The sequence below is a fragment of the Rhodococcus sp. B10 genome, from assembly GCF_011770055.1.
Lineage (GTDB): Bacteria > Actinomycetota > Actinomycetes > Mycobacteriales > Mycobacteriaceae > Rhodococcoides > Rhodococcoides kyotonensis_B.
Window position 1 is genome coordinate 1 of sequence record NZ_JAAFYV010000003.1, and the last position, 25,564, is coordinate 25,564.

At 64.5% G+C, this 25,564-nt stretch carries 27 protein-coding genes; 4 read left to right on the forward strand and 23 right to left on the reverse strand.

Annotated elements, in window-relative coordinates; all coding sequences use genetic code 11:
• Window positions 1-150: 150 nt before the first annotated feature.
• From RhoFasB10_RS02470 to RhoFasB10_RS02555, 17 genes are all read right to left on the reverse strand, one after another.
• Window positions 151-555 carry a hypothetical protein gene (locus RhoFasB10_RS02470; RefSeq protein ID WP_167674961.1) on the reverse strand — a complete coding sequence of 135 codons (405 nt, stop codon included), beginning with the start codon at window positions 553-555 and terminating at the stop codon, window positions 151-153.
• A complete protein-coding gene (locus RhoFasB10_RS02475; RefSeq protein WP_167674963.1) occupies window positions 552-2,243 on the reverse strand; it encodes a hypothetical protein in 1,692 nt (563 codons plus the stop codon). Before RhoFasB10_RS02475 ends, RhoFasB10_RS02470 begins: the two co-directional genes overlap by 4 nt.
• Before the next feature lie 47 nt (window positions 2,244-2,290).
• On the reverse strand, window positions 2,291-2,983 hold the full coding sequence (locus RhoFasB10_RS02480) for a hypothetical protein (protein WP_167674965.1): 693 nt from the start codon (window positions 2,981-2,983) through the stop codon (window positions 2,291-2,293).
• Between the two features lie 146 nt (window positions 2,984-3,129).
• Window positions 3,130-3,495, reverse strand: a complete 366-nt coding sequence (locus RhoFasB10_RS02485; protein WP_167674959.1) for a hypothetical protein — start codon at window positions 3,493-3,495, stop codon at window positions 3,130-3,132.
• A gap of 419 nt (window positions 3,496-3,914) precedes the next feature.
• A complete protein-coding gene (locus tag RhoFasB10_RS02490) occupies window positions 3,915-4,268 on the reverse strand; it encodes a hypothetical protein (protein WP_167674967.1) in 354 nt (117 codons plus the stop codon).
• 88 nt (window positions 4,269-4,356) lie between these two features.
• Window positions 4,357-9,549: a phage tail tape measure protein gene (locus RhoFasB10_RS26210; RefSeq protein WP_346764338.1), complete on the reverse strand. Its 5,193-nt coding sequence runs from the start codon at window positions 9,547-9,549 to the stop codon at window positions 4,357-4,359.
• Between the two features lie 83 nt (window positions 9,550-9,632).
• The gene (locus RhoFasB10_RS02500; protein ID WP_167674969.1) at window positions 9,633-10,541 is read right to left on the reverse strand and encodes a hypothetical protein; all 909 of its coding nucleotides are present in this window, start codon (window positions 10,539-10,541) and stop codon (window positions 9,633-9,635) included.
• A gap of 45 nt (window positions 10,542-10,586) precedes the next feature.
• On the reverse strand, window positions 10,587-11,024 hold the full coding sequence (locus RhoFasB10_RS02505) for a helix-turn-helix domain-containing protein (RefSeq protein ID WP_167674971.1): 438 nt from the start codon (window positions 11,022-11,024) through the stop codon (window positions 10,587-10,589).
• A gap of 169 nt (window positions 11,025-11,193) precedes the next feature.
• Window positions 11,194-11,385, reverse strand: coding sequence for a hypothetical protein (locus tag RhoFasB10_RS02510; protein WP_167674973.1), 192 nt, complete (start codon window positions 11,383-11,385; stop codon window positions 11,194-11,196).
• Window positions 11,382-11,765 carry a hypothetical protein gene (locus tag RhoFasB10_RS02515; RefSeq protein ID WP_167674975.1) on the reverse strand — a complete coding sequence of 128 codons (384 nt, stop codon included), beginning with the start codon at window positions 11,763-11,765 and terminating at the stop codon, window positions 11,382-11,384. The genes RhoFasB10_RS02510 and RhoFasB10_RS02515 overlap by 4 nt, the downstream gene beginning before the upstream one ends.
• Complete coding sequence (locus RhoFasB10_RS02520; protein WP_167674977.1) at window positions 11,762-12,127, reverse strand: hypothetical protein; 366 nt, start codon at window positions 12,125-12,127, stop codon at window positions 11,762-11,764. Before RhoFasB10_RS02520 ends, RhoFasB10_RS02515 begins: the two co-directional genes overlap by 4 nt.
• Before the next feature lie 27 nt (window positions 12,128-12,154).
• Window positions 12,155-12,451 (reverse strand): transcriptional regulator, encoded by a 297-nt coding sequence (locus RhoFasB10_RS02525; RefSeq protein ID WP_346764339.1) that lies wholly within the window; start codon window positions 12,449-12,451, stop codon window positions 12,155-12,157.
• On the reverse strand, window positions 12,448-12,891 hold the full coding sequence (locus RhoFasB10_RS02530; RefSeq protein ID WP_167674979.1) for a hypothetical protein: 444 nt from the start codon (window positions 12,889-12,891) through the stop codon (window positions 12,448-12,450). The genes RhoFasB10_RS02525 and RhoFasB10_RS02530 overlap by 4 nt, the downstream gene beginning before the upstream one ends.
• 1,272 nt (window positions 12,892-14,163) lie before the next feature.
• Window positions 14,164-14,412: a hypothetical protein gene (locus tag RhoFasB10_RS02540; protein WP_167674983.1), complete on the reverse strand. Its 249-nt coding sequence runs from the start codon at window positions 14,410-14,412 to the stop codon at window positions 14,164-14,166.
• Window positions 14,412-14,627 (reverse strand): hypothetical protein, encoded by a 216-nt coding sequence (locus RhoFasB10_RS02545; protein ID WP_167674985.1) that lies wholly within the window; start codon window positions 14,625-14,627, stop codon window positions 14,412-14,414. Before RhoFasB10_RS02545 ends, RhoFasB10_RS02540 begins: the two co-directional genes overlap by 1 nt.
• Complete coding sequence (locus tag RhoFasB10_RS02550) at window positions 14,624-15,193, reverse strand: hypothetical protein (protein ID WP_167674987.1); 570 nt, start codon at window positions 15,191-15,193, stop codon at window positions 14,624-14,626. Before RhoFasB10_RS02550 ends, RhoFasB10_RS02545 begins: the two co-directional genes overlap by 4 nt.
• 131 nt (window positions 15,194-15,324) lie before the next feature.
• Window positions 15,325-15,549, reverse strand: a complete 225-nt coding sequence (locus tag RhoFasB10_RS02555; protein ID WP_346764340.1) for a helix-turn-helix domain-containing protein — start codon at window positions 15,547-15,549, stop codon at window positions 15,325-15,327.
• Window positions 15,550-15,598: 49 nt separating this feature from the next.
• Here RhoFasB10_RS02555 and RhoFasB10_RS02560 point away from each other — a divergent pair, with 49 nt between their 5' ends.
• Window positions 15,599-16,177 (forward strand): helix-turn-helix transcriptional regulator, encoded by a 579-nt coding sequence (locus RhoFasB10_RS02560; RefSeq protein WP_167674989.1) that lies wholly within the window; start codon window positions 15,599-15,601, stop codon window positions 16,175-16,177.
• Entirely contained in the window at window positions 16,158-17,294 is a 1,137-nt protein-coding gene (locus RhoFasB10_RS02565) for a site-specific integrase (RefSeq protein ID WP_167674990.1), read from the forward strand. The genes RhoFasB10_RS02560 and RhoFasB10_RS02565 overlap by 20 nt, the downstream gene beginning before the upstream one ends.
• A 67-nt stretch (window positions 17,295-17,361) precedes the next feature.
• Here RhoFasB10_RS02565 and glnA read toward each other — a convergent pair whose 3' ends face one another.
• Window positions 17,362-18,798, reverse strand: coding sequence for a type I glutamate--ammonia ligase (gene glnA / locus RhoFasB10_RS02570; RefSeq protein WP_068420578.1), 1,437 nt, complete (start codon window positions 18,796-18,798; stop codon window positions 17,362-17,364).
• 222 nt (window positions 18,799-19,020) lie between these two features.
• On the opposite strand from glnA, the gene RhoFasB10_RS02575 reads away from it, so the two are divergent.
• Window positions 19,021-19,491: an RDD family protein gene (locus RhoFasB10_RS02575; RefSeq protein WP_068420580.1), complete on the forward strand. Its 471-nt coding sequence runs from the start codon at window positions 19,021-19,023 to the stop codon at window positions 19,489-19,491.
• A 27-nt stretch (window positions 19,492-19,518) separates the two neighbouring features.
• Here RhoFasB10_RS02575 and RhoFasB10_RS02580 read toward each other — a convergent pair whose 3' ends face one another.
• From RhoFasB10_RS02580 to sucB, 5 genes are all read right to left on the reverse strand, one after another.
• A complete protein-coding gene (locus RhoFasB10_RS02580; RefSeq protein ID WP_068420582.1) occupies window positions 19,519-20,274 on the reverse strand; it encodes a DUF4191 domain-containing protein in 756 nt (251 codons plus the stop codon).
• Window positions 20,275-20,329: 55 nt separating this feature from the next.
• Entirely contained in the window at window positions 20,330-21,343 is a 1,014-nt protein-coding gene (gene lipA, locus RhoFasB10_RS02585) for a lipoyl synthase (RefSeq protein WP_346764341.1), read from the reverse strand.
• A gap of 10 nt (window positions 21,344-21,353) precedes the next feature.
• A complete protein-coding gene (gene lipB / locus RhoFasB10_RS02590; RefSeq protein WP_167674992.1) occupies window positions 21,354-22,112 on the reverse strand; it encodes a lipoyl(octanoyl) transferase LipB in 759 nt (252 codons plus the stop codon).
• Window positions 22,113-22,133: 21 nt separating this feature from the next.
• Window positions 22,134-23,024 (reverse strand): TIGR01777 family oxidoreductase, encoded by an 891-nt coding sequence (locus RhoFasB10_RS02595; RefSeq protein WP_167674994.1) that lies wholly within the window; start codon window positions 23,022-23,024, stop codon window positions 22,134-22,136.
• A 143-nt stretch (window positions 23,025-23,167) separates the two neighbouring features.
• Window positions 23,168-24,943 (reverse strand): 2-oxoglutarate dehydrogenase, E2 component, dihydrolipoamide succinyltransferase, encoded by a 1,776-nt coding sequence (gene sucB, locus RhoFasB10_RS02600; RefSeq protein WP_167674995.1) that lies wholly within the window; start codon window positions 24,941-24,943, stop codon window positions 23,168-23,170.
• Window positions 24,944-25,190: 247 nt separating this feature from the next.
• Between sucB and RhoFasB10_RS02605 the strand changes: the two genes are divergently transcribed.
• A complete protein-coding gene (locus RhoFasB10_RS02605) occupies window positions 25,191-25,523 on the forward strand; it encodes an oxidoreductase (protein ID WP_167674997.1) in 333 nt (110 codons plus the stop codon).
• The last annotated feature ends 41 nt before the right edge of the window (window positions 25,524-25,564 follow it).

The following is a 25,564-nucleotide window of genomic DNA, read 5'->3' on the forward strand; positions in this document are numbered from 1 at the left end:
GTGCGGGGGTGGGTGCGTTTGTGCTGGTCAGCCAGCTTGTCGGCGTCGGCATCGTGGCTGGTCAGACGTGGTTCGGTTACTGCGGTGAGGGTGTGATCCGTCTGAACCTGGGGCGATTTGGTGGGCTGTTTCTGCCCGGTTTTCGTGCTGTCAGGGGCGTTGCGGCGGCGCTACAGGGCGCGGCGGAGGGCCGGCGGCGGGCTTTTCCGTGGCGTCACGAGAAAGCCCAGCGGGAGGTTGCTTGCGCGGGTCGAACTGTGCCATGCCCTCGGGAAGAATGCTCAGTTCGGCGAGCTCGTGGCCCTTCTTCCTCGCGACCGTGAACCACTGCGTCGAAAACGACAGGCGTCCGGTCTGCAGCGTCGTCTCGAACACCTCGCCGAGGGTGAGTGCGTCACCGGTTGCGTGCTCGCGGTACCAGTCGTAGCGGGTGTACTCCGGGTCGATCGCTTGCCGTGCCGCGAGCTGTTCGTCATCGACAGGGACAGCAGGGAGCACGTCACCTTGATAGGTGAGGTACCTGCCGTCGTCGAGGATCAGCACCGGAGTTCTCATAGGTCAAGGATACGGGTCAGCGACCAGCGGAGTACATCGATCGCTTGGCTGTCGAATGCCGAAACCTTCAGCAGCTGAACGGGATCGTTGTTGATGATGGCTGCTACCGACTCTGCGAACCATTCGGATCGGCCCGACGCCTTGTTGTTCATGCTGCCTACTCGGTAGTACGGGTCAGCGAGGCCGGCGTCGTAGACGCGGTTGTGTGCCCAGATCAGGTAGGGATCGTCGGAGACTGTCGAGATGGTCTTGACGATGCGGTCTTGTCCTGGCTCCTGCCAGTCGACATCGAGGGGCTTCGCTTGGAGTGCTGTGTTGTCGACGGCGTGACTCATCTCGTGGAAGACGGTGTTCGTCGAGCCGCTGACTAGGTTGCCGTTGAGCAGGACAGCTTTCTCGGACTCGTCGTAGACAGCGTTCATGTCATCGAACGTGCGGCCGTCGGCGTATTGGACGCCTGCCCACTTGGATCCGCCTGCCGTTTCGGTCAGCTTCGGTGCGAGCTGCACGGTGACGCCGGCCTCGCCGAGTCGTTCCCTTAGGTGCTCTGGGTATCGCTCGACGTTGTCGCGCACTTGCCAGTACGTGGCGGCGTCCATGTCTGCGTTGTAGAGCTGCGTCTCGACAGGCGCCGGTAGCGGCACTGCGCTTTTCGGTGGCGGCACCGAGAAGTCGGGTGCGGCTGCCGCGGTGATGCCGCTGCGAGATCCGCGTCCGGACAGTGGCACGCCGTCGCGGTCGAGCAGGTATCCGTTGATGTGCAGGAGACGGAGGGCGTCGGCCCGGTCCTCGGCGATGTCGTAGATCGCGGACGGCATGAGCCTCGGTGTGGTGCGGGGACTGCGGCCGCGAGCTCGGATGATCCGGCCTGCGACGCCCCGCTTGGTGGTTCCCTCGGTGGTGTACTCGAGCTGCCGCCCGTACACCTGCGCCTGTTGCAGACCTCGGGCAGCGTTGACGACCTGACCCATGTCGGCGCCGTCACGGATAGCTTGCGCGCTGGATACGCCAAACGTTCGGTCTTGCTCCTCGGGGCTGAGCGAGTCGAAATACCGTTTCGGATCGACGGTCAGATCGTCGGCGATCGACTCGGGGGCGGGGATGCTCTTGCAGTCGCACCGCGGGTGCCGTTTGAATCCGGCGTTCCACCGATAGAAGCGTCCGGCGAGAATCACGCAGCGCGAGCACGACGGCGGGTTGAGCATCCGCACGTATCCGAGGCTCGGCCGTGTGACGGTCTGGATGGATTCGGCGGCGCGGGCGGTGTCAGCGAGCGCGGTCTGCACGAGCATCTGCAGGTACTGTCCGCCGAGACTGAGCGCCGTCTGTGCAGGGACTCCCTCGGCGACAGCGGATTTCGCTTTAATGATCGAGTTGTAGGCAGCTTCCTCGATCGCGATGCCTGCGCCCGTGACACCGACGAGCGCGTCGGGTGCGAGCGCGGCGACCGGGTCGACGGCAATGTTCAGCTCGTCGAGAACGGTCGGGACGTAGGCGGTTGCCTCGCGGATGGCGGCGGCTTGAGCCTGCTCGACCGTGACGATCAGGGTCGGGGACATTCGATCCCAGGACTCGTCGAAGCTGGTCTCGTCGATCTTGCGCCAGAGCCTTTTGGCCATGGCGAGCGTCGCGGCCGTGATGCGCTGCTGTCCGAGCCAGTAGTCGCCTGCCGCATCAGGAAGTGGCATCTGCGACACCAACCGTTCTTCGATTCATCGGGCGATCGGCCATCGGATCAGATGACGGTGAGGACGAGGTAGGTGGAGGCGGTGATGGTGCCGCGGCCGGAGTTCGTTGAGGTGACGGACGCTTCCAGGCGGGCGACCTCGCCGGTGCCCGTGAACGTTCCCGTCCGGGTTGCGGTGGTCGATGTGTTCGCAATGGTGACCGAGTCGACGACGGTCGAGCCGTTCACCAGCCGCATCGATTGTGAGTTCGCTGTCCCGGCGCCCGACCCCACTGCGAGCCGGTATTCGTAGGAGGCGACCACACCAGCAGGGATGCGGATGCCGTCGCCGTCGACGATGCCCGTCGCCGGGTATCCGGAGCGGACAGCCCACGGGGACAGCCGCGTCCACACGTTGGCGGTCGTGAGGATCTGGTTGCCGGACTTGTCGATGCCCTGGTTCGCGAGCACGTACTGCGACACCGCGACGTCGAACTGCAACGACGGCGCCGCCTCGACGACGGGCGAGGTGGCAGCGGCGACAGCGAAGTCGAAGGACGGTGCGGCCGGCGCGACGGGCACCGTCAACGGGTCGACCGCCAACGGGAGCTCAGCGGCCACGGCCATCGTGTACGTGCCGCCCGTCGGCTGCTGCACCACCGTCACGTCGAACGGCAACTCGGCAGACGCCGGGAGGAAGATGATCGGGGTCTGTGCCACAGCGACATCGAAGAACAGGTCCGCTGCGACGGCCTGTCTCATCACAACCTGCGGCTGGGGAGGAACGGTGTTCGGGGGCGCTACCGAGGTAGTTGCGAACGGACGTGGCGCAACGCTCGTTCCCATCGATGGTCGAGGCGCAACCGACTCAGTAATGGCTGGTCTAGGCGCTGTGGAGAAACGCACTGTTAGCCCTGCGGCGCCGAGAACGTGGCTGTGATCCGAACCTTCGACGGGCCCGGGTATTGGATGTTCGAGATCGGCACCGCCCACTTGAACGTCGACCCCGACCAGCAGCCCAGATGCGTCGGCGTGACGACGGTAGCGGGTGCGACCGGGCCGGGAATGTTGAACTCGACCTCGCTACCAACCACCGCCCCATCGACCGCGCCGGCGGTCCACGTCGTCGCCACACGTGCGTAGGAGCCGCCCGAGATTTCGTTGGCGCCGGTCGTGCCCGGATCGCCGGTGTGCAGACTCAGCGAATTGCCTTGGCTGGTCGCCCACACCGCAGCGCCCTCACGGAAATCAGCGGTCATCTTGATAGCAGCCATGTCAGTTCTCTCTCTAGGGGTGTCGGTCGTGCGGAGAAGGTTTCGAACTTGTGAAGGTTCCCCTCGGCGCTGGCAGGGTCATGGGTGACGGAAAGGGGCCTGCGCCGAGACGCTGGAGATTCATCACCTAGCCGGCCATACCTCCGCTTTGATGCCATGCCCAGGATCTGCGGTGAGCTTGACGCCGAGGGGTAGTCGTGGGCAACCATGGTGCAAACGTCGATGGTTGCCGAAGAGTCGAACCAGTCGTGTCGAATTTCGACACAACTGCGGTGACCCGTTGGTGCGTGGGCTTTTCGGCCACGCACACCGGATAGCCGGAAATCTTGAACCCTCCGCGTCATCGACTGACCTCCCTCGCGGCGAAACGTGAGGGGGCCAGGCAGAGGGTCAGTGGGTGGGTGTGGGTGTTCGAGAGTTCAGAATCGGGCGGCCTGGCGGGAGTTGCAGGATCGGCAGGCGACGGAGAGCGGTCCGCGTGGGTCGCCGCCGAGGGCGATGGGGGTGACGTGGTTGGCGGTGAGGCCGCCGTCCCGGTCGGTGAGGTCGTGGGCGGGGCGGTCGATTCCGGGGCACCATTCGCCGTTGATGGCCCGGTGGGCGTCGACGGCTGCCTTGCGGCGTGCCTGCTCTTCATCGTCGCGTGTGGCCTTCGTGGGTACGGTTGCTCGCTGGTGTCGTTCTCGGTCCTTTGCATGCTCTCGGCACAGGGGGCCGGCCTGCATGCGTGGGCACCCGGCGATGCGGCACACCTTGAGGGTGGCTCGTGGCACTGCTGCTCCTGCCGTGTGAGGAATGCGGCTTGGTCGGCGGTCCGGTCGGTGCCGGCGGACGCGAGTATCAGCGCGAGCGAGATCATGATCATGAGCGCTTCTTGAACGACAGCGAGCGGACATTCACTTCACTGCGCCACGCCCGGATGCCCTGATCGACGGAGTCGGTTTGGAACGTCACCGCGGGCTGCCGTGCGGCACTGACGAGTTCGTCGATCTTGCCTTGGAAGCCGGTCAGGTCGAGCGATGCCGTTCCGGCCGCGGCTGCGTTCGCTGTACGAACCGCGGCGATCTCTCGAATCTGTTGATCTCGCTGCGCACCTGTCGAGACCCACTCGTCCTCGCCGGACAGGTTGAGGGCCATCGCTCCGTGCGGCAGCCGGCCGCCGGTGTCACGCAGTAGAGCATTCTTGCGCAGCGAGTTGATGAAGTCGGCCGTTTGACCCTGCCAGTCCTTGCGCAGCTGCGCCGTCCATTCCATCGGAGGCGGCGCCAGACCCGGCTTCGACGAGTCGAACGGCTTCTCGCCGCTCAGCTGGCTGTCGCTGACGTCCGGGTTGGTCGGCCCGTACACGTCACCGAACGTGGGGATCTTGAGGTCCCACAGTCGCGAATCACCAATACCGAAGGGCATCTGCTCGAACAGGGAGTCGATACCGATCGCGACCAGTTGGCTGCCGAAGTCCTTGAGCCGGTCCTTGATCGAGAATGCTTCGCCGGACTTGCTCGTCGAGGTGGATGTCGAGTCGGGGTTCGCTGCTTTCTGGCGTGCTTCGTCGAGGGCCATGTCGGCGCGGAGTTTGTCGTTCGGTGTCGAGTCCGGGTCGGCGTACACCTCGTTGCGCCGGGTGTTCGCGTCGTCGACGGCCATCCGTGCTTCGAGCTCTGCGCGCTCGGTGTCGCTGAACGTGCGGGCGAGTTCGGGGGCCTGCGGTGCGGGGCCTTCCTTGGCTCCACTCGCGGCGGCGTCCTTCTTCGCTTGGAGGTCGACAACCTTCTGCTCGGCGGCTTTGACCTTGAGGTCGGCCTGCTCGCGGTCAGCCTGCGACTTCTTCTCGTTTGCGTAGGTCTCGTCGCGGGCTTCCTTCGCCTGCGTCACAGCGACGACGGCTCGATCGAGAGCGATCTGATCCTTCTCCGCCCACGTCACTTTCTTGGAGCTGCTCGACGACGATGTGGACGTCGAGTAGGTGAGGCTCGCACCGCGGCCGTCGAGCGACGCGATGATGGCGTCAGCTTCACCGGCACGCTCTCGGTAGTTCGAGCCGTCGGAGAACGCGGACTGCTGCACCCGCTGGGCTGCGTCAGCCGGATCCATCGAGTCGTAGTCGAACTCGACGAGACGGTCGTAGAACTTCCCGGCCGCGATGGTCGGGTCCATCCGCTCCTCGTACGAGCCCCACCATTCCTGCTGCTGGAACGGTCCGGTCGACGTGTCCGGTCCGCCCTCGACAAGCGACAGATCCGACTCGGCAAGTCCGGTCATGACGGCGGCCTTGATGCCGTTGTCGGTGATGCCGCGACGTCGGCCTTCGGCGATGATCGCGTCTGCGATCGCATCCCGCTCGGACAGCGGCGCTACCTCGGCCTCGGGTTCATCACCGGGGTCGACCAGGACGTGGTCGGTGGCGATGTGCACGTGGTTGGTGTGGTCGCCTGCGCCGTCGTAGAACGAGTCGTCTACGAACTCGCCGTCCTTGATCTCGCGGCCGAAGCGCGGGTCGTCGTAGATAAGTTCCTTCAGCTCTGAACCGAACTTCGACGCCATCAGCGTCGCGAGACCAAGCTGGGCGTCTGTGTTGCCGAAGCCGTTCGAGAAGTCCGCTGCCATACCCATGCTGTGGTACGAACCGGTCTCGCCCTCGCGGCCTATGTAGCCGGACGTCATCTTCAGGGCCGGGAACTTCTGTCCGACATACGCGGTCAGGCTGTCGACGATCGCGCCGCCACCCGCATAGCCGCGGACCTCGCCGCGCGCCAGAGCGTCACGGAACCGGTAGACGCCTTCCTGCCCGCCGAGACGGTTGACGTCGTCGACGGTGAGCATGTGCTCGCCAGGCATCGCCAGGATCGGCACCGAGTCCTTGCCGGGCACGCCGCCGGTGATTGGCCCGCCAGTTGCGAAAGTCTGACCGCGAACTGCCACGCCCGATCTGACTGCCGCGTCGAGTCGTCGATCGACCTCTTCGATGTTGTTGAGGACTACGTCGACGGACACTGTGCGGTTACGCGCCGTGTTGTTGGCGGCGAGGTCGATGTCTCGGAGCTGCCTCAGTGCGTCGTCGGTGGGTGCTGTGATGCGGACGATGCCGGGCTTGCCGTTGATGTCCGTTTCGACGGTGCCACCGAGGTCTTTGATCTTTTGGAGAGCCTCCGCGTCGAGGACGTCGACGGGGACGTCGACGGGCTGGCCGACGCCCTTGAGCATGCTCGAGATTACGGTGAGTTGCTGGGTCACATCGTCGGCCCCGGACAGGCTGGCCAGCATGATGATCTGCTCGGGCAGCAAACCTTCAGCAGCCGCCATCGCTTCGATCTGCGTCTTCGTGAGCTGGTAGTTGTTGCCAAGCCCAAGTAGTGCGTCAGCGTTTGAAGCAATCGCTGCGCGCGCGGCTTCTTGCGCCTCTGGCAAGCTCTTGCCCTGCGCTAGCGACGCAGTGATCGTCGCGTTGGTGACATCGATAGTGCGGTCACGGATCTCGGTCAGAGAATCACGGAGCGCCGAGCCGTTCGCGAGCTGGGTGTTGACGGCGCCGCCGTCACCGACGAGCGCATCACCGACACCGCCGGCCGGATCGACCGCGGCTGGCTGTTCCTCGCCGATCTGGCGGATCGCATCGTTGTACGCCTGCACCGCATCCGACAGGGGGATCTCTTTGCCGGACAGCACATCCAGGGCAGTCTTGAGTGCGCTGACCCGGTCATCAGCGGACGCCGACTCGTCAGCGAGCACCCCGATCGCCGTCGATAGGTCAAAGAACCCTGGCGTGGTGTTCTTCGCTGTCAGCTCAGCGCGCTGCGCTTCCTCGCGGAGCTCGCGCATCTTCGCGGCGGCTTCCTCACCGCCGTCACCCGAATTCCGCAGCACCGCTTCGAAGGTCGCGAACTCGGTGTTCGACGCCGTCAGCTTCCCGGCGAGTTCCTCGTTCGACAGGCCGAGCGAGTCGAACGCGCCCTTGACGCGCGCCGCGGACTCGGCTGTTTCTTCCTGCGCGTTGAACGCGTCGGTACCAGCCTGCGCGACACCGGAGAACCACCCTGCGATGTCCTGGCCGGCGGCGCGGAAGATGTCGAACGATCCAGGCGCGGTATCGGCGAGGCCGTCGAGTTCGCCTCGAACGGTTTCCATCTGCAGCGCGAGCGCCGACATGACGGAGTCGGAGATCTCGCCGTTCGACTCCTGGAACGCCTTCGCGACATCGCGTTGCGCGATCGCCAGATTGGTCGACGAGTCACCAAGAATTTGGGCTTGCTGGCTGGCCTTGCTGTTCTCGCTGGAAAACTGGCCCATGATCGCCGTGGCGGCCATGATGCCGACCATCCACGGGCCGCCGAGAACACCGATCGCGCCCTTCGCGGCAGACACCAGACCGTTCGCGCCCGCCACAGCAGCACCGCCGACGACGCCACCGAACCGGGCAGCCTGCGCCGCACCGTTACGCAGCGCGCCACTCACAGCACCGGAGGTGGTGGCCAGGTTCCGCTGGCGGTCAGCGAACCGCTGCGTTGCGGTGGTGACGCCGCGGTAGCCGTCGGCCATCTGCCGAATCGCTGGGTGGCGACGTTCGAGCGTCGCCAAACCTGCAGCGAGCTCGGACAGCGGCTCGGCGTTCTCTTCGAGCGCACCAGCCAACTCGTCGGCGCCACCGGTGAGTTCGGTGAATGGATCGTTTTCGCCGATGCTGCCGAGGGCAGCCTGCATGTCGATCTCGCCTTGCATTTCCTCGCGGAAACTTTGGAAGTTTTCGGTGATGTCCTGGAACCAGCTGCCGATCTTGTCGGCGCCACCGGTGACCTGAAGCGCAGCGAGAGCGCCGGCGACGGCCTGCACCGGGGCTGGGAGGTCGAGGAAAGCGCCGACGGCGTCGCCGACGAATCCAGCGACCGGGGCGAGCATCTGACCGAATTCGACGACAGCGCCGCCAGCATCCTGAAGCCCGGAGATGATGCCGGGTGTGACGGCGGTGATCTTGTCCGCCGCCGCGGTCGCGAAACCTTCGAGTGGGCCTTCGATCAGCCCGTACAGGCCGAGTGTGAGTGTCTCGGTGGCGTTTTCGATCGATGCCATCGCACCCGGAAGGCCTTGCGTCTTCGCGGCAGCGACCTCGGCGGCCGCGCCCTGCCGTTCGATCGCCGTATGCATGGCGTCGTACCCGGCCTGGCCCTGCTCGGCCGCGACACCGGCGAGACGCATAGCGTCCGAACCGAACAGGGTCGCGGTCGCGGCCTGGTACAGCTCCGGCGTCATGTTCGCCGCAGCTTCGTCGAGCTGGCCGAACAAACTCGACATGCCGACGAACTGGCCCTCGGCGTCGTAGATCGTCAGACCGAGCTCTTCGATCGCCGCCTGCGCGGGCTTGCCCTGGTCTGTCACCGCGAGAAGCGCGGACTTCAGCAGGGTGCCTGCGTCGGAACCGGAGATACCGGCGTTCGACAGCACACCGAGGGCAGCCGCAGTGTCTTCGACCGTCAGACCGAACTGGTTCGCGACGGCACCGGACTGCTGCAAACCTGCAGCGATGTCGGTGATCTCAGCCGAGGAGGCGTTCGCAGCGTTCGCGAGCACATCGGCCGCGGTCGCCGCGTACGAGGCGTCCAACCCGAATGCCTGCAGTGCCTGCGACTGGATCGTCGCCGCGGTGCCGGCGTCGATCTGAGCCGCCGCGGCGAGCTGCAGCGTTCCGCGCGCGGCCTCCATCGATTGCTCGACGGTGAAACCGCCCTTGGCGAGCTCCGTCATCGCTGCGGCCGCGTCGGACGCCGACGTCGCAGACAGCTGATTGTCGTTGCCGAGTTCCTTGGCCCGATCCGACACGGCAGCCATCTGCTGGGCTGTCGCCGACGACACCGCCTGCATCGTGTTCAGCTCGTTGGTGAAGTCGTTGCCGGTCTTGATGACCTCACCGAACGCCGCGGTCACACCACCGGCGAGGATGCCGGCGCCCATGATCTTGCCGAAGGTGCCCGCTACGCCGACTGCACGGCCGAGTCCACGCTCGAGGTCTCCTGCAACGCGGCTGACGTCCGCAGCTACCTCGATATCTATCCGTCCGCCCGCCACGGCACACCTTCCAAATCAATTGCGCAGCAGCGGTTTTGACTAGCCGCTGCGATGTCCGCGATGTAAGTCGCGTGCGAGTGAGGTCAGGCGCTGATGCCGGTGATACGGACGGCCGCGTCGGGGGAATTGACGTACGGCACGCAGACACGGCGGGCACGGATACGCCACTGATCGTTGTCGTCGTCGCGGATCGACTTCGTCTCGATCACGTCGCCCTCGTAGCCCTGCCCGAGCTTCTCGTCGGCGATGCCCCCGAGGTTGTTCGAGTCGATCACCCAAGCGCCTGCAGCCGGCAGGTTCGGTGTGGGAAGGATGGTCAGACCGGCAAGGGTGAAGAACTCGCCCGTGTAGACCGGGTTTGTAGTGTCTTCTCGCGCACGCTGGAGAGCGAGGTTCGGGTCAGCCGCGAGGTAGGCCCAAGTGTCGTCGTCGATGACGAGCAGATCGGGGTCGTACCCCTTGTTCAGTTTCCGCAGCTTGGCCTTGGCGAGCATGATGTCGAGCAGAATCTTGGTGGACGACGACCACACGCCTTCGCTGACCGGCTGGGTCTGCGTGACAGTCGACGCGATCAGGCTCAAAGCCAGTCCGTCGACGGTGCGGATCAGGGTGTTGACGAGCGTCTGCTGAGCCTTCTCGATGGGAGAGAAGTTCGAGCGCTTGATCTGCTCGTCGGTAATGGGCACATCCTGACCCCACTTGGTGACCTTCACCGCGACGGCCTCGCCGCTGTTGACGTTTGCGAGGGGGTACTCGGCGCCCGGGGTGATGGCCTCAGGCTGCCTGGTGGTGAACAGTGGGTCGTCCTGCTCGATGATCACAGAGCCGCCAGATACTTCGGTGCGGCCCAACAGAATTCGATCGGCAATGAACCGTTGGCGGGCGATCTCGTTCACGCGCTTGGCGATGACGCTCGGCGTCGAGAGGTAGCGGCTGATAGATGCGATGTCGCCGGAAATGGTCGGCGGTCCAGCGGGGTAGACAACTCCCATGAGGATGCTCCTGAGGCTGCGGAGCCGCTCGGGGCTCCGGTTGGGTCAGTCCTCGGTGCGTGCAGTGCGTTCGGCTCGATATGCCTGAACGACGGCCCGGTCGAACACCCACCTGGAAGAGCATCGCGCTCCGCCGATCTCGCCCGCCAATCGCTGGCAGGTCCTCAGTGTCACTCCCAGGATCTCGGCCGCTTCCCGAGTCCCTATCTGTTCGGTCAGCGGTAACTCTGTCTGAGTGGCAACGGATGTCGTGTCGCGTTGTCGCGTACGCGACATGGCCTCCTGAGCGTCCATAGCCTGCCGAATGGTCCGACTGAGTAGCTCGAACGTGGGCGTGGTCGGGCGGCGTTCGTTGTGCTTTGCCATCAACAGCAGCGCCCGGTGCACCAATGCCAGTGCGGGGCCTTGGACGAGCAGGGTCTCGCCGTGCACCTGCGCAGGCGGCACTGGGTAGTGCGCCGCATCGATCGGGGGTGGGAGCATTGCGGTCGTGCGCCTTTCGCGATGAGGAAGCCCGAATGGACCGACCGGAGTCGGTTTCGCTGTTCGGCTCTCGGCATCGCGCACGAGCGGGGCATCGCGCCCCGTGAAGCCATTCGCCCGGTCACCAGTTGTGGGGATCGCCCCCACAACTGATGACGGACAGGGTCGTTCAGTGGGTGTTGCGGTTGTTCTTTCGACTGCGTTCGACGGTGTCGACGATCGCGTCAGCCAGTGCCAGTGCGGTAGCCCGGGTCATCGTGACCCCGATGCCAGTCCGGCCGAGCTCAAGCCGGATCCGCCCGCCCGCGTTAAAACGCACGCATGGCCGGACCGCCGAATCGAGCGAGACACGAACGGTCATGCCGGTGGATTGCGTCGAGCTTGCTTGCTGACCTGGGCGTGCGCGGCGATTTGCGCGAAGATGTCGGCGCCGTCGTGGCCGTCGCCTTCGGCCTGCACAACCAGCGGGTTCACGATGTAGTGGGCGAGCGCATACAGCGCGGCGCCGGCGATCGCGCCGAACGCGGGCCCGTGCTGGGACCGGACATCGGCGATGACGTCGCGAACCTTCTCGGGGTCGCCAGCCTCGCCGAACACAGACCACGTCAGCCGATCGGCTGCCTGCCGGATCTCGGACTCGACGAGAAGCGCTGTCGGCAGACCTGTCTCGTCGAACATCGCATAGAGGGCGTTTTCGGCGTGAGTCTGTGCGTCGTCCTGAGCGGGGTTGTCTGTCGTCACGTGGGTTCTCCTTCGGTTGTGGGCGGATACATCGGGGGTTCTGGGTTGGGTAGCTCGTCGACGCCGATCTTGGCGAGGACTTCGGAACGGGTGACACCGCGTTCGTTGAGAAGGCTGACGAGAGTGCCGATCGAACGACCGAGCATGGCGACGGTATAGGTCATGACGACGACGGTCGCGTGGTGTTCACGTTCTACAGCGGCTTGGATTAGGTCCAGGATTCGGTCGGTGTCTGCGTCCGAGGTCGATACAAGGTCATGCAAGGTATGGGCGGCTCGGTAGGCCGCCTCGTTGTCCACCGATGTCGAGGGAAGTCCTGCGGTGTCATTCAGCAGCAGGAAGCGTGCGGGTTGTTCGCTCATTGGTTGAGCTCCTTCGTTGTTTGGTGGTCAGAACAGAACTGGTTGTTGGATCGATGCGGCTTTTCGGCGCGTGTATCGGGCGCGTTCCGCGATCACGCTGCCGCTCGCTCGTTCGGTCTCGGCCCAATCGCGGCAGCTGTTGAGCGCTGGGCAGGTGCGGCAGATGCTCGCAGCGACCTCGTGGCGGTAGCGCACGTCGTCGGGGTCCTCGCCAGTCTCAGCAGGGTCGAAGACCTCGGAGCGGCCGACGCATGCGGCGCCACTCAGACGTGGCTGATTCGTCAGGATTCGAACCAACAGGGCCTCGGTGCCCGACTCGTTCACGATTCGTCCCGGACAGCGAACAGCCTCGGTCGCCAGTACCCGACGTGCGTTGCTGTGATTGTCGATGGGCGATGAAAGGCGATCTCGTAGATAGCGCCGTCCTGCGCCTGTACCTCGTAGGGCTTAGGTGCCGGGTGGTCCGGGTCGGGATGCCAGGTGTGAACGATCACCGAGCCGTAGTCGGTCGTCAGTCGTGTTTCCATCGGGCGTCCGTCGGAGTAACGCCAGAACGCGTCTCGATCTCGCACCCACGGAACGGACAAGTCTGTGATCGACTGCGCGAGAGATCGCAGTGCGTCGAATTCCTGTTCTGTCGACTCCTCTAGATCCTCGGTCATGCCGTCGCGGCCCATGATCGAATCAGTCGTCCAATCGACTGTGTGGTGGGTGAGAACGGCGGCGTACTTCAGCGCGTCAAGGGGCGAATACTTTGCGGTCAAGAGACCTCCTTCAATGGGGCGCGGGCATGGTCGCATTTGCGGATTGGCTCGCCGGTTTCCGTTTCGAGCCAGTGAGTGCCGCGACAGTCGGGGCATCGAGCGATGTCCCGTGCTAACGGTGTCTGGTTCTTTACCCAAGCCTCGTTCTGCAGGCGGAGTTCTTTGCATGCGCCGCAGCTCGGGATCACGCCTTGCATTCCTCGGTGGGTCGGACAGCGACGGGGAGGGGCTTCTTGCGCGCTTCGGAGTGGCACATTCGTCACCTCGGCGACACCCCCCTGATCTATGAACTGATCTATGAACTGATGGGGGGTAAGTGACTTGCCCCCTTGGGGGGTAAGTGATTTACCCCCTTCCGGTGACGAATTACCCCCCTTGGGGATATCTGAAGGGGGTAAGTGAGCCACCCCCTTGGGGATAAACGAAGGGGGTAAGCCGGTAGCCCCCTTCAGTTCGCGAGGCAGCAACCTCCACACATTGGCCCGACCCTTACCCACTTGATTTCCACCACGTTCAGACAGCTCGATCCACCCCTTCAAGCGCAGCGACCTCAAAGCATGTTTCGTGGTCTGCTCGCTCACACAGGACTGCTCTGCCAACACGCGTAGCCCTGGGAAAGCGTTCCCCATCGACCCGTCAGTGAACGTCGAGAGCACGACGAGCACCCGAAATTCAGCGTTTGTCAGGTCGGCATTTCGGAGGCTGGTGTACCACCGAAGCTTCGAATGTCCTGGGTTCGGACTAGTCACTGCCCGTACGCCCCCTCCAAAGACGGGTGAGGCCACCCGCCCGCGTAGGACGTCGTGCAACGCAATAACCAGCCGGCTCGATGACGCCGAGACGGTTGGCTTCACGGAACAAAGCTCCCCACCGTCCTGGGTGGTCGGGGTCGTCGATCCCAAACTCGTCCGTCAAGTCGTACGCTTCGAAGACCAGCCCCGTCTCGGCCTTCGACTTGAGGGCGGCCATCGCAGGCTCCCACCACCAGTCGTCGCGGTGGTCGGACGCAATTTGAGCTCCAATTTTCGATACCATGGAGTTGTTCGCTTTCTGTGGTGGAGAGGCCGGTTTCCGGGGTTGGTCCCCGGCCTCTCCGCTGGTCAATGCGGTTGCCTGGCATGACCTTTAGGTCGCTCGTGTCGTAGGTGCCTCGACGGCGGTAGCCGCCGAGGATCTAGCCGCCGGGCCTCCTGACGAACCTTCTGAAATCCGTTGCGAGCCAACAGATCGATTGCGCGATCAGCGCGACTACGAGGAACAGCTCGGTGGGAGTCACTGCAGGGCCTCCCGAATGTCGGCGTGGAATCTGACAGCGTTCTCGTCGCGCACCAGCTCCCGACCTCGATGTGCAGCCTGCGCTTTCGCCGCGGCCTGCAACTGGTCGACCAGGTCGTGCACTTCCTCGGGGTCGCGCAACAAGATCGAGGCGTCGTAACCGATGCGGATGCAGACCCTGTCCACGACTGCGTTGTGCCGCACGACGATCCTGGCGTCGTCGCCGGTGAAACTGATGTGCGCCATCACGCCACCACCAGATCGCCGACGCCGGACCGATGCCGCGTGACACGGGCAAGGTCTATGAGGAGGGCTGCGAGGTGCTCGGCGTCGTCGAACGCGATGGGGTAGGTCTGATCTACCCCATCGGCTGCGAGCTCGAGCTCGATGCCAACATCCGCCAGGCGGACGTTGACGCGGGTGCCTTTCGCGAGGCGGATCGATCCGCCAAGGCCGATCACGCTGCACCGCGGTTCTCGGCGACGCCCTCTGCGGCGATGTCGAGCAGCAGAAGCAGCGTGTGTGCGAGGTGCGCCGCCTCGTCGAGGGTGAGGTTGTACTGGTCGAGGACATCGAGATGCTCGGAATCGGTGTAGGTCGCCCCCATCCGCATGACCTTGACGGAGGGATCTCTGTCCCGCAGGTTCTGCTGGAGGTGCATCTTTAGGTGCGCGACAGCGAAGTTGCCGGATTGGGCGTTGATGTAGCCGGGCATCCGTCGGAGCGGGACACTCGCAGGCACCGATTGCCAGTAGCTGTTGCACGGGAACCGGTTGTCCTTTGTTTCGTCGAGTTGCGCCCAGTGGGGCGCCTGCGCGTCGGGGTACAGCTTGTCGACGATCGCGTAGCGGTCAACCACCGCAGTGGCCGCGTCAAGATGTTCACGTTCGTAGAGTTGCCAGAGCGCGGATTCAGGCTGAACCGACGGCTCGAACTGGCGCATGTGCTGCACGAACTCGTCGAGCTCGGTGGTGCGTTCCACATCACTCTGGTTGTTGTCGGACTGAGCAGGTACAATTTTCGTCATTGGTTCTTCTCCTTGCGAATGGGGACGGAACTGGACACCGCTAGCCACAACAGGGACTGCCATCCCGTGGCTGGCGGTGTTTTTCGATGTAGAGACCAAGCTGATTGCGCAGCGTGAGGTCGGCGGCGTCATCAGGCGACCCCGCCGCGAACGCTCATCGCCTCCTGGGCTGTAACCCAACGATCTACTTCACTGCGGCGGTAGATGACGCTGCGACGGCCCCGAACGAACGAAGATGGGCCTTCACCCACGTGGCGCCAGTAACGCAGGGTCGCCTCAGGGATTCCGTAGATTTCGCTGACCTGCTTAGTGGTGAGGAAGCGCTCCTCGATGTCGGTCTGCACTGTGTGAGCCACCAGTAACAACCTTTCGTTGTCGTGATCTAACACCATCACGATACAACGAATGTGCGTCTCGTCAATACTCCAAAACGTTGTTATTGTTTGCGTCGTGAGTAACGACGCGAGCGACACTGCCTATGGCGAGCGATTACAGGAACTCCGTACTGCTCGCCGCATGTCTCAGGCCGAACTGTCGGAACGAGTCGCCCAACGCTTGGGCACTCCCTTCCATCAGCAGACCATCCTGAAGATCGAAAAGGGCACTCGCTCACTGAAATTCAACGAGGCGATCGAAATTGCTCGAGTACTCGAGGTTTCGTTGGACGAACTCGGGAACGTAGGGCGCGAACTGGGCCGAATGATCACACTTGCCGATGTTCACGCGAAGATCCTGGACAACAACATCGAGGCGCTCGGCGTCGTGTCTGATCGGTTCGAGAAGGACCTCGTCGAAGTTCGCGAGCTCCACGCCCAGCTACGGGCAGCCGGCGACTCAGACCCTGATTCCCGTGCGGCAGCCAACAGACTCCTGCGCGTAGCGATCACTGCGATCGTTCGTTCCGACCGGGCGACCGAATGGCTGCAGGAACGCACCGGTCAAATCCGAGAGGAACTACTGAAGGATGACGACTCAGAGGCGTAACCGGCGTTCAGGCGTCGAAGACCGTTGGATGAAGTCGGACAGGTCGAAATCTGCCCAGTACGGCAGGGGAAAGCGTTGGCGGGCTCGGTACGTCGATGACTTCGGGCAAGAGCACGCGAGGTCGTTCGAACGGAAGGCCGACGCGCAGAACTGGCTCGACGGCACCGTGTCAACGTTGGTGCAGGGGACACACGTCGCGCCACGCGACGCGAAGCTCACAGTCCAGCAGTGGTGCGATCAATGGATTATCGGCTACGGAGTGCACAGAGAGAGCACGGTCCGTCAGGCGCGGACGCACATCGCGCAGATAACCAGTGAGTTCGGCCCGCTACCTATAGCCGGAATCCGCCCATCGATGGTGAAAGCGTGGACGGCGAGGCTGAGCAAGGCGGGCATGGCGGACTCGTACGTGCACGCACTGCATCAGCGGCTATCCCAGATCCTCGGCGATGCGGTGCACGACAATCTGCTCGGCAGGAACCCCTGCTCACGGAAGACCTCGCCGCCGATGGGCAAGGCGAAGATCTACCTCATCACGACGGAACAGCTGTGGGCTCTATACGACGCCGTCGCCGATCACATCAAGCCCGCCATACTTCTCGGCGCATTCGCTGGTCTGCGAATCGCTGAGGCGACGGCGCTCCGCGTCGTCGAGGACATCGACTTCATCCGCGGAGTCGTTCACCCGAAACTGCAGTGGCCGGCGAAGGAGCTCAAGACTGAGGGGAGCGAGGCGCCCATCCCGATTCCGCAGGAGATGACGCTGATGCTGTCGTCGTTCGTCAAGACGTGGCCACACGGGAACATAGTGACGAACGGCCGCGGGGAAGCGGCCGGGCCCTGGGTTATCGATCGCGAGATCCGGCGAGTCCGGGGGAGCATCGAGGGGCTTCCCGACGAGTTCTCATTCCACGATCTGAGGCACTACCTCGCGTCACTGCTGATCTTCTCCGGGGCGGACATCAAGACCGTCCAGGCGCGAATGAGGCACGCAAGCGCCAAGACGACGCTCGACATCTACGGCCACTTGTGGCCGGACGCAGACGAGTCCACCCGTGCCGCTGTTGGTGCTGTGATTGCGGCGCGGATGGACTCGTTGAAAGCTGCTGCGGACTGACTGCGGACGAAGTGGACGGATTGAACACTCCGCCGCAGGTCAGCCGCGACGTCTCAGCCGAAAAAGCTTACACGTCGTAATACAGCTGGAACTCGTAGGGGTGCGGGCGCAGGTTGACCGGAGCGATCTCCTGTTCGCGCTTGAGCGAGATCCAGGTCTCGATCAGGTCGGTCGTGAAGACGCCACCCTCGGTGAGGTACTCGTGGTCGGCTTCCAGGCGGTCGATGACGGCGGACAGCGACGTCGGCGCCTGAGGAATGTTCTTGGCCTCCTCGGGCGGGAGCTCGTAGAGGTCCTTGTCGACGGGAGCCAGCGGCTCGATCTTGTTCTTGATTCCGTCCAGGCCTGCCATCATCTGAGCGGCGAAGTTCAGGTACGGGTTGCCCGAGCTGTCCGGTGCGCGGAACTCGAGGCGCTTGGCCTTCGGGTTGTTGCCCGTGATCGGGATACGCACGGCAGCGGAACGGTTGCGCTGGCTGTAGACGAGGTTGATGGGAGCCTCGTAGCCCGGCACCAGGCGGTGGTAGGAGTTGATCGTCGGGTTGGTGAACGCCAACAGCGACGGAGCGTGGTGCAGGATGCCGCCGATGTAGTGGCGGGCGAGATCCGACAGTCCGGCATATCCGGCCTCGTCGTGGAACAGCGGCTTGCCGTCCTTCCACAGCGACTGGTGGACGTGCATGCCCGAACCGTTGTCACCGAAGAGCGGCTTCGGCATGAAGGTGGCCGACTTGCCGTACTTCCATGCGGTGTTCTTGACGATGTACTTGAACAGCTGCAGGTCGTCCGCGGCAGCGAGCAGGGTGTTGAACTTGTAGTTGATCTCGGCCTGTCCGCCGGTGCCGACCTCGTGGTGTCCACGCTCGAGCTCGAAGCCTGCGTTCTGCAGGTTCGTGGAGATCTCGTCGCGCAGGTCCACGTAGTGGTCGTACGGCGCGACCGGGAAGTATCCACCCTTCGGGCGAACCTTGTAGCCCAGGTTGGGGCTGCCGTCTGCGTTGACCTCGACACCGGTGTTCCAGGAGCCGGAGATCGAGTCGACCTCGTAGAACGCGCCGTTCATGGCGGAGTCGTAGCGCACCGAGTCGAAGATGTAGAACTCGGCCTCGGCGCCGAAGAACGCGGTGTCGGCGATGCCGGTGGAGACCAGGTACTCCTCGGCCTTGCGCGCGACGTTGCGGGGGTCGCGGCTGTACGACTCACGCGTGAACGGGTCGTGCACGAAGAAGTCGATGTTCAGCGTCTTCGCGGCGCGGAAGGGGTCGACCTGAGCCGTCCGGACGTCGGGGAGGAGCATCATGTCCGACTCGTGGATGGACTGGAAGCCCCGCACGGACGAACCGTCGAACGCCAGACCGTCTTCGAAGACATCCTTGTTGAACGCCGACGCCGGGATGGAGAAGTGCTGCTGGGTGCCGGGAAGATCCGTGAAACGGATGTCCACGTACTCGACGTTTTCGTCGGCGATGAACTTGATGACCTCTTCGGCCGTGGTGAACGCCACCTGTTACTCCTTTGTCGTTTCCGTCGAGCAGCACGTTATGGACTTCGTGTTGCCCGCCAGTCAAGGCTGTGTTTCGCCCGTGTTACACGTCGCGTTCTGTGAGTCACGCTTCGCGGAAGCGTCGAAAGCGGTCTCCGTGATCGGTGGGAGGGCGACGCTTCGCTTCACACCCTACGGTGACGCATTCTTCCGGCGTCGAGGTCGAAGCCTATCCTGGTAGCCATGGCACGCATGACAGGCTCCTGGTTGTCCGGTCCGAACGCGGCGATGGACGACGACGGCACCGAACAGAAGTTCCCCGGTGAACGGCTCGGACTACCGTCCGACGGTCCAGGGGCGGTGGCAGGGCTGGGTCGACGCATTCTCGCGCTGCTCGTCGACTGGCTCATGGCGATGGGAATCGGTGCGCTCGTGCTGAGTCTCACGGGCTGGCAGCAGTCGCTGTCCACCGTCACGTTGCTGGTGTGGTTCGTGGTCGGCGTGTCGGCCGTGGCCGTCTTCTCGTTCACGCCGGGGCAGTTGATCGTGGGAATTCAAGTGGCCCGTGTCGACGCTCGCGCACGGGTCGGATTCGTCCGCGCGTTGGTACGTACGTTCTTCATCGTCTTCGTCTTCCCGGCCGTGATCTCGGATCACGATGGACGCGGAATGCACGACCGGGCGACGGGCACCGCAATGCTGCGTGTGCGTTGATTCTGCTCGAGCTGGGATTTTCTCGAATCAGCGACGCTTGATGGTGCGCTGAACGCCCTTCATCTTCGCGCCTCCGGGGACGGGGCCCTTCGGCATCGCAGGCCCGCCCTTGGTGCCGAGTGCGGCGAGACGTGACTCGATGGTGTCCATGCGCTTGCTGTCGATGTTGTTGGGCAGCTTGGTGAGGTACTTCTGCAGGCCCGAGAGCGGGATCTGGTTCTCGCCGTTGCCGACCACGATGTCGTAGATCGGGGTGTCGCCGACGAGGCGTGCCGTCTTCTTCTTCTCCTGTGCCAGAAGCGACTTGACTCGCTGCGGGGCGCCCTCGGCCACGAGGATCACGCCGGGCTTGCCGATGACGCGGTGGACGGCGTCGAGCTGCGTCGTGCCTGCGATCGCGTTGGTGACGCGCCAGGACCCGCGGAGGTTGTCGAGAGCCCACGCGGCCGCTCCGGCCTGACCGTCGGCCTTCGTGTACACCGACTTCTGGACGCGACGTCCGAAGATGATGAATGCGACCAGTACACCGATCAGAAGTCCGAACGGCAGCAGGAACCATTCGATTCCGAAGATCAGACCGATCAGGAACGCGACGACGGCGATGCCGACGATCGCTCCGATCATCAGCGGGAGAAGAAGTTTGTCTTCCTTCCGCTGCATCTGGAACGCCTGCCAGAGCTGACCGCGTCGTTCCTTCGATGCCTGCTTGCGTGCAGCCTTCGCTGCCGCTTTTGCTTCCTTGCTGGGCTTACCTGCTTTGCCCGCTTTACTGCCGTTCGCCATGCTTCACAGGATACGTCCCGCCGCGGCGACCACTGTCACCGCGGCGGTAAGAGATTCAGTGTGCGGCGAGACGCGCCATCAACGAGCTGGCTTCCTGCGATGCGTCGCCGCCCTCGGCGAGGTGGCTCATGCTCTCCGGCAGTTCGCGGCCGTGGTGGGCCATCGCCTGCGCGTAGAGACGTCCGGCGCGGTACGACGAGCGGACCAACGGCCCTGCCATGACGCCGGCGAAACCGATCTCGGTGGCGTACTCGGAGTGCTCGACGAACTCCTCGGGCTTGACCCAGCGCTCGACGGGGTGGTGCCGCGGCGAGGGACGCAGGTACTGCGTGATCGTCAGGATGTCGCAGCCGGCCTCGTGCAGATCGCGGATCGCTTCCTGCACTTCTTCCGGCGTCTCGCCCATGCCGAGGATCAGGTTGGACTTGGTGACCAGGCCGTCGTCGCGGGCGGCGGTGATGACGTCCATCGACCGCTGGTAGCGGAACGCGGGGCGGATGCGCTTGAAGATGCGGGGGACCGTCTCGACGTTGTGCGCGAGCACCTCCGGCCGCGAGGAGAAGACCTCGGCGAGCTGGTCGGGCTTGGCGTTGAAGTCGGGGATCAGAAGCTCGACACCGGTGTTGGGGTTGAGTTTCTTGATGTAGCGCACGGTTTCGGCGTACAGCCAGGCGCCGCCGTCTTCCAGGTCGTCGCGGGCGACGCCGGTGATGGTGGAGTAGCGCAGGCCCATGGCCTGGACGCTCTCGGCGACACGGCGCGGCTCGTCGCGATCGAGGGCTTCGGGCTTGCCCGTGTCGATCTGGCAGAAGTCGCATCGGCGGGTGCACTGCTCGCCGCCGATGAGGAACGTCGCCTCGCGGTCTTCCCAGCATTCGTAGATGTTGGGGCAGCCGGCTTCTTCGCAGACGGTGTGCAGACCCTCTCGCTTGACCAGACCCTTGAGCTCGGAATACTCCGGTCCCATCTTGGCTCGGGTCTTGATCCAGTTGGGTTTGCGTTCGATCGGGGTCTCCGCGTTTCGGATCTCGAGGCGGAGCAGTTTGCGTCCTTCTGGAACCACAGTCACGGAATCGATGCTACGCGCCGAACTTCACCGTGGTGAATTGCGGGTTACCGGACGGCGAGGCCGGTTCCGGCTGGAGGACGGGGTGGTCGGAGACCGCGAGCTCTCCGTCCAGAGCGGCGAGTACGGCGGCGGTGACGGCAGGTGTCACATCCGCGATGCTCACGTCCCGCCCGAGTTCGCTCGACAGCGACGTCACGCCTGCGTCGGCGATGCCGCACGGCACGATGGCGTCGAAGCCGGTCATCGTCGAATTGCAGTTCAACGAGAATCCGTGCAGCGTGACGCCGCGTTGCACGCGCACGCCGATCGCGGCGATCTTGCGTTCGGGGAGCCACACGCCGTCTCGCTGGGTCGAGGCGAGCCACACACCGGAGCGGCCGTCGACCCGGCCGCACGCGATACCCAGATCGGTGCAGACGGTGATGAGCGCTTCTTCGATCCGGCGCACGTAGTCGACGACGTCGATCGGCTGTGCGAGCTTGACGATCGGGTAGCCGACGAGTTGTCCTGGGCCGTGCCAGGTGATCTTGCCGCCGCGGTCGACCTCGATGACCGGAGTGCCGTCCTGCGGACGGTCCTCGGGCGACGTGCGTCGGCCCGCGGTGTACACGGACGGGTGTTCCAGCAGCAGTAGGGTGTCGCGGCCGTTGCCCTCGGCGCGCATGTCGGCGAGGGCGCGCTGACGATCCCATGCCTCGAGGTAGTCCGTGTGTCCGATCTCCTGGACGTCGATCGAATCGGAACTTTCCCTCGCGGATCGTGTGCTCATACCGGCGAGAGTACGCTCCCGTCATCGACCGACCGCGGCCCGCAGTGCTTCGCCGACGGTGTTGTGCCTGAACTCGAATCCGGTGTTCTCGAGAACCGACGGGATGGCCCGTGGCCCGGTGAGGATCGCCTCCTGGGCGAACTCGCCGATCCCGGCGCGCAGCACGAAGCCGGGAACGACCCAGGGAGCGGGCCGATGAACGGCTCGCGCCATCGCGCTGTTGAACTGCGCGTTGGTGACAGGCGCCGGGCCGACCATGTTGACCGGGCCGGACACGGCGTCGTTCTCGAGTCCGTGCACGATCGCGGCGATCTCGTCGTCGAGCGAGATCCACGGGAAGTACTGACGGCCGCTGCCGAGGCGGCCACCGAGCGCGAGCAGGTAGAGGGGACGAAGGCGATCCAGCATGCCGCCTCGCTGCGACAGCACGACGCCGCTGCGCAGCATGATGGTGCGCACTCCGGCCGAGGAGGCAGCCGCCGTCGCGTTCTCCCAGTCTCGGCAGACCTCGGCGAGGAATCCGGAACCGGCAGGAGCGGACTCGTCGACCACACGGTCACCCGTGTCACCGTAGAAGTTGATCCCGCTCGCGTTGACGAACGTCGGAATCGAGTGAGAGGCACAGGCTTCGGCGAGAACCTCGGTGGGAGTGATCCTGCTGTCCCTGATCGCCTGCTTGTACGAGCCGGACCAGCGCTTGTCGCCGATGCCGACACCGCAGAAATCGACCACGGCATCCGCGTCGCGCAGTGCGCGGTCGTCGAGCGTGCCACGAGTGGGGTCCCACTGATATTCGTCGGGACCGGCAGGGGGTCGGCGGACCAGCCGGACGACCTCGTGGCCCTGTCCGCGCAACGACGCGACAAGGGCGGTACCGATCAGACCTGAAGAACCAGCAATGACTACACGCATGAATTCGATTGCCTCCTCGACGATGTCGGGGCACCACCCGCATGTGCGAATGATGCCCCGACTGTGTGTCTTTCCCCGTTGTCCCGAGGATGGCCGAGCGTATCCGTTACGTCAGCGTACAGATACTCACGGCAGCCGTCGTGTTACTGGATACCCAGATCGGCCTCGAACGAAGCGTCCTCGAGACGCTGCTTGATCGTGGTCAGGAAGCGGCCTGCGTCGGCACCGTCGACGAGACGGTGGTCGTACGTCAGCGGCAGGTAGACCATCGAGCGAACACCGATGGACTCGTTGCCCGCGTCGTCCTTCACCACGACCGGGCGCTTGACGATGGCGCCGGTTCCGAGCATGGCCGCCTGCGGCGGGACCAGGATCGGGGTGTCGAACAGGGCGCCCTGGCTACCGATGTTGGTGATGGTGAACGTGCCACCGGACAACTCGTCGGGCTTGAGGCCACCCGAGCGGGCGCGCGAGGCGATGTCGGCGATCGCGCGAGCGAGTCCGGCCAGCGACAGGTCGCCGGCGTTGTGGATGACAGGAGACAGCAGACCCTGATCGGTGTCCACGGCGATTCCGAGGTGGACCTCGGCGTGGTACGTGATCTCCTTCTTGTCCTCGTCGATGCTGGCGTTGACGTTCGGGTGCGCCTTGAGCGCCTCGACGACGGCCTTCGCGAAGAACGGAAGGTACGTCAGGTTGACGCCCTCGTTGTCCTTGAACGTCGCCTTGGCACGCGTGCGCAGCGAAGCGATCTTCGTGACGTCGACTTCGTGCGTCTGCGTCAGCTGAGCGGACGTCTGCAGCGATTCGCGCGTCTTCTTCGCCGTGATCTGGCGAATACGGTTGATCTTCTGCGTGGTTCCGCGCAGGTGAGCCAGTTCCGGACGGACGCCCGCGGTAGCGGGAGCGGCGGCAGGAGCCGATGCGGCGGGAGCGGACGGTGCGGCAGCAGCCGGGGCTGCAGGTGCCTTCTTGGCCTCGGCGGCAGCGAGAACGTCCTGCTTGCGGATGCGGCCACCGACGCCGGTGCCCGTGACGGTGTTCAGATCGACCTCGTTGTCGGCCGCGAGCTTGCGGACCAGCGGGGTGACGTACGGGGTCGCGCCCGATTCCTGCTTGGGAGCTTCCTGCTTCGGAGCGGCCTTGGGCGCTTCCTGCTTGGGTGCTTCCTGCTTGGGGGCCTCCGCCTTGGGAGCTTCTGCCTTGGGTGCTTCCTTGGCCGGCTCGGGTGCGGGAGCGGGCTTCTCTGGCTCCGGCGTCTTCTCGGGCTCCGGTGCCTTCTCGGCGGGAGCGCCCGATCCGATCACGGCCAGCTGCTCGCCGATGGCGACGGTGTCGTCTTCCTGAGCGCTGATCTCGAGCAGCGTTCCGGCGACGGGAGACGGGATCTCGGTGTCGACCTTGTCGGTCGAGACCTCGAGCAGGGGCTCGTCGACGGCAACCTCGTCACCGACTGCCTTGAGCCAGCGGGTGACGGTTCCCTCGGTGACGGACTCGCCGAGCTCGGGCATCTTGACCGGGGTGCCGGATCCGCTCGACTGCGACGAGGAAGACGCGGCCGCGGGAGCCTCTTCCTCGGCCTGGGGCTCGGGCTCGGCGGCGGGCGTCGGCTCCTCGGCCGCGGGCTGCGCAGCCTCGTCGTCCTCTGCCGGTGCTTCCTCGGCGGGTGCGGATTCCTCGCCTGCGTCACCGATCTGGGCGAGCTCGCCACCGATCTCGACGGTGTCGTCTTCCTGAGCCACGATCTTCGTCAGAACGCCAGCAACGGGGGACGGGATTTCGGTATCGACCTTGTCCGTCGATACTTCGAGCAACGGCTCGTCGACCTCGACGGTGTCGCCCTCCTGCTTGAGCCACCTCGTGACAGTTCCCTCGGTGACGCTCTCACCAAGAGCTGGCATCTGGACGGAGAAGGCCATGTCTGTTGACTCCTCGACAGTTGTATGCGGGTATTTCGATCCGACGACTTGTGGTCGCAGACCATTCTGCTGGCGTTGCGAAGGTCGCGGTTGTCACTTGCGATAATTCGCGGCCTCGGAAATCCATCCTTCCATCCTCGAACATTTCATGTTCCCCGAGGGCGGCAGTTGCGCTGGCAAACTGGTGAGTAACACAAGTTGGTGCGGAACGCGACGACGGTTTCGGCGCACACGGAAGGAGTCACCGATGGGGTTGTTCGACCGTTTCAGACGACGTGGTGGCAGAGGTAGAGGCGCCGGAGACGGCTCGACCGCGAGCTATCTGACCGAGTGGGCGACTGCACGAACCGGAGTCGAGGCGTATGTCGAACCGAAGACGACAGTGACTCCCGTCACGGTCGTTCTGGTGGCGAACGACGGGGAGTGGACGCGTCGTGCCGTCGACGAGCGGCACATCCGAAAGTTGGGTCCGGACCTGAAGATCCCGGTCTACGACGTCCGCAAGACGGGCTACCCGCAGCGCATGCGAGACCACGACGCGCGGCAGAAGATTCTCCGCAGGCGGGCGCAGGGGTCGTGAGCAGAAAAGTAGAGCGGGCTCTACATTTCTGCTCACGAGGG

What these genes read in the sequence shown, in the direction of transcription:
- RhoFasB10_RS02470 (WP_167674961.1), bottom strand. Translation starts at nt 555, where the DNA reads ATGAGAACTCCGGTGCTGATCCTCGACGACGGCAGGTACCTCACCTAT.
- RhoFasB10_RS02475 (WP_167674963.1), bottom strand. Translation starts at nt 2,243, where the DNA reads ATGCCACTTCCTGATGCGGCAGGCGACTACTGGCTCGGACAGCAGCGC.
- RhoFasB10_RS02480 (WP_167674965.1), bottom strand. Translation starts at nt 2,983, where the DNA reads ATGAGACAGGCCGTCGCAGCGGACCTGTTCTTCGATGTCGCTGTGGCA.
- RhoFasB10_RS02485 (WP_167674959.1), bottom strand. Translation starts at nt 3,495, where the DNA reads ATGGCTGCTATCAAGATGACCGCTGATTTCCGTGAGGGCGCTGCGGTG.
- RhoFasB10_RS02500 (WP_167674969.1), bottom strand. Translation starts at nt 10,541, where the DNA reads ATGGGAGTTGTCTACCCCGCTGGACCGCCGACCATTTCCGGCGACATC.
- RhoFasB10_RS02505 (WP_167674971.1), bottom strand. Translation starts at nt 11,024, where the DNA reads ATGCTCCCACCCCCGATCGATGCGGCGCACTACCCAGTGCCGCCTGCG.
- RhoFasB10_RS02510 (WP_167674973.1), bottom strand. Translation starts at nt 11,385, where the DNA reads ATGACCGTTCGTGTCTCGCTCGATTCGGCGGTCCGGCCATGCGTGCGT.
- RhoFasB10_RS02520 (WP_167674977.1), bottom strand. Translation starts at nt 12,127, where the DNA reads ATGAGCGAACAACCCGCACGCTTCCTGCTGCTGAATGACACCGCAGGA.
- RhoFasB10_RS02540 (WP_167674983.1), bottom strand. Translation starts at nt 14,412, where the DNA reads ATGGCGCACATCAGTTTCACCGGCGACGACGCCAGGATCGTCGTGCGG.
- RhoFasB10_RS02550 (WP_167674987.1), bottom strand. Translation starts at nt 15,193, where the DNA reads ATGACGAAAATTGTACCTGCTCAGTCCGACAACAACCAGAGTGATGTG.
- RhoFasB10_RS02560 (WP_167674989.1), top strand. Translation starts at nt 15,599, where the DNA reads ATGTGCGTCTCGTCAATACTCCAAAACGTTGTTATTGTTTGCGTCGTG.
- RhoFasB10_RS02565 (WP_167674990.1), top strand. Translation starts at nt 16,158, where the DNA reads ATGACGACTCAGAGGCGTAACCGGCGTTCAGGCGTCGAAGACCGTTGG.
- RhoFasB10_RS02575 (WP_068420580.1), top strand. Translation starts at nt 19,021, where the DNA reads ATGGCACGCATGACAGGCTCCTGGTTGTCCGGTCCGAACGCGGCGATG.
- RhoFasB10_RS02580 (WP_068420582.1), bottom strand. Translation starts at nt 20,274, where the DNA reads ATGGCGAACGGCAGTAAAGCGGGCAAAGCAGGTAAGCCCAGCAAGGAA.
- lipB (WP_167674992.1), bottom strand. Translation starts at nt 22,112, where the DNA reads ATGAGCACACGATCCGCGAGGGAAAGTTCCGATTCGATCGACGTCCAG.
- RhoFasB10_RS02595 (WP_167674994.1), bottom strand. Translation starts at nt 23,024, where the DNA reads ATGCGTGTAGTCATTGCTGGTTCTTCAGGTCTGATCGGTACCGCCCTT.
- sucB (WP_167674995.1), bottom strand. Translation starts at nt 24,943, where the DNA reads ATGGCCTTCTCCGTCCAGATGCCAGCTCTTGGTGAGAGCGTCACCGAG.
- RhoFasB10_RS02605 (WP_167674997.1), top strand. Translation starts at nt 25,191, where the DNA reads ATGGGGTTGTTCGACCGTTTCAGACGACGTGGTGGCAGAGGTAGAGGC.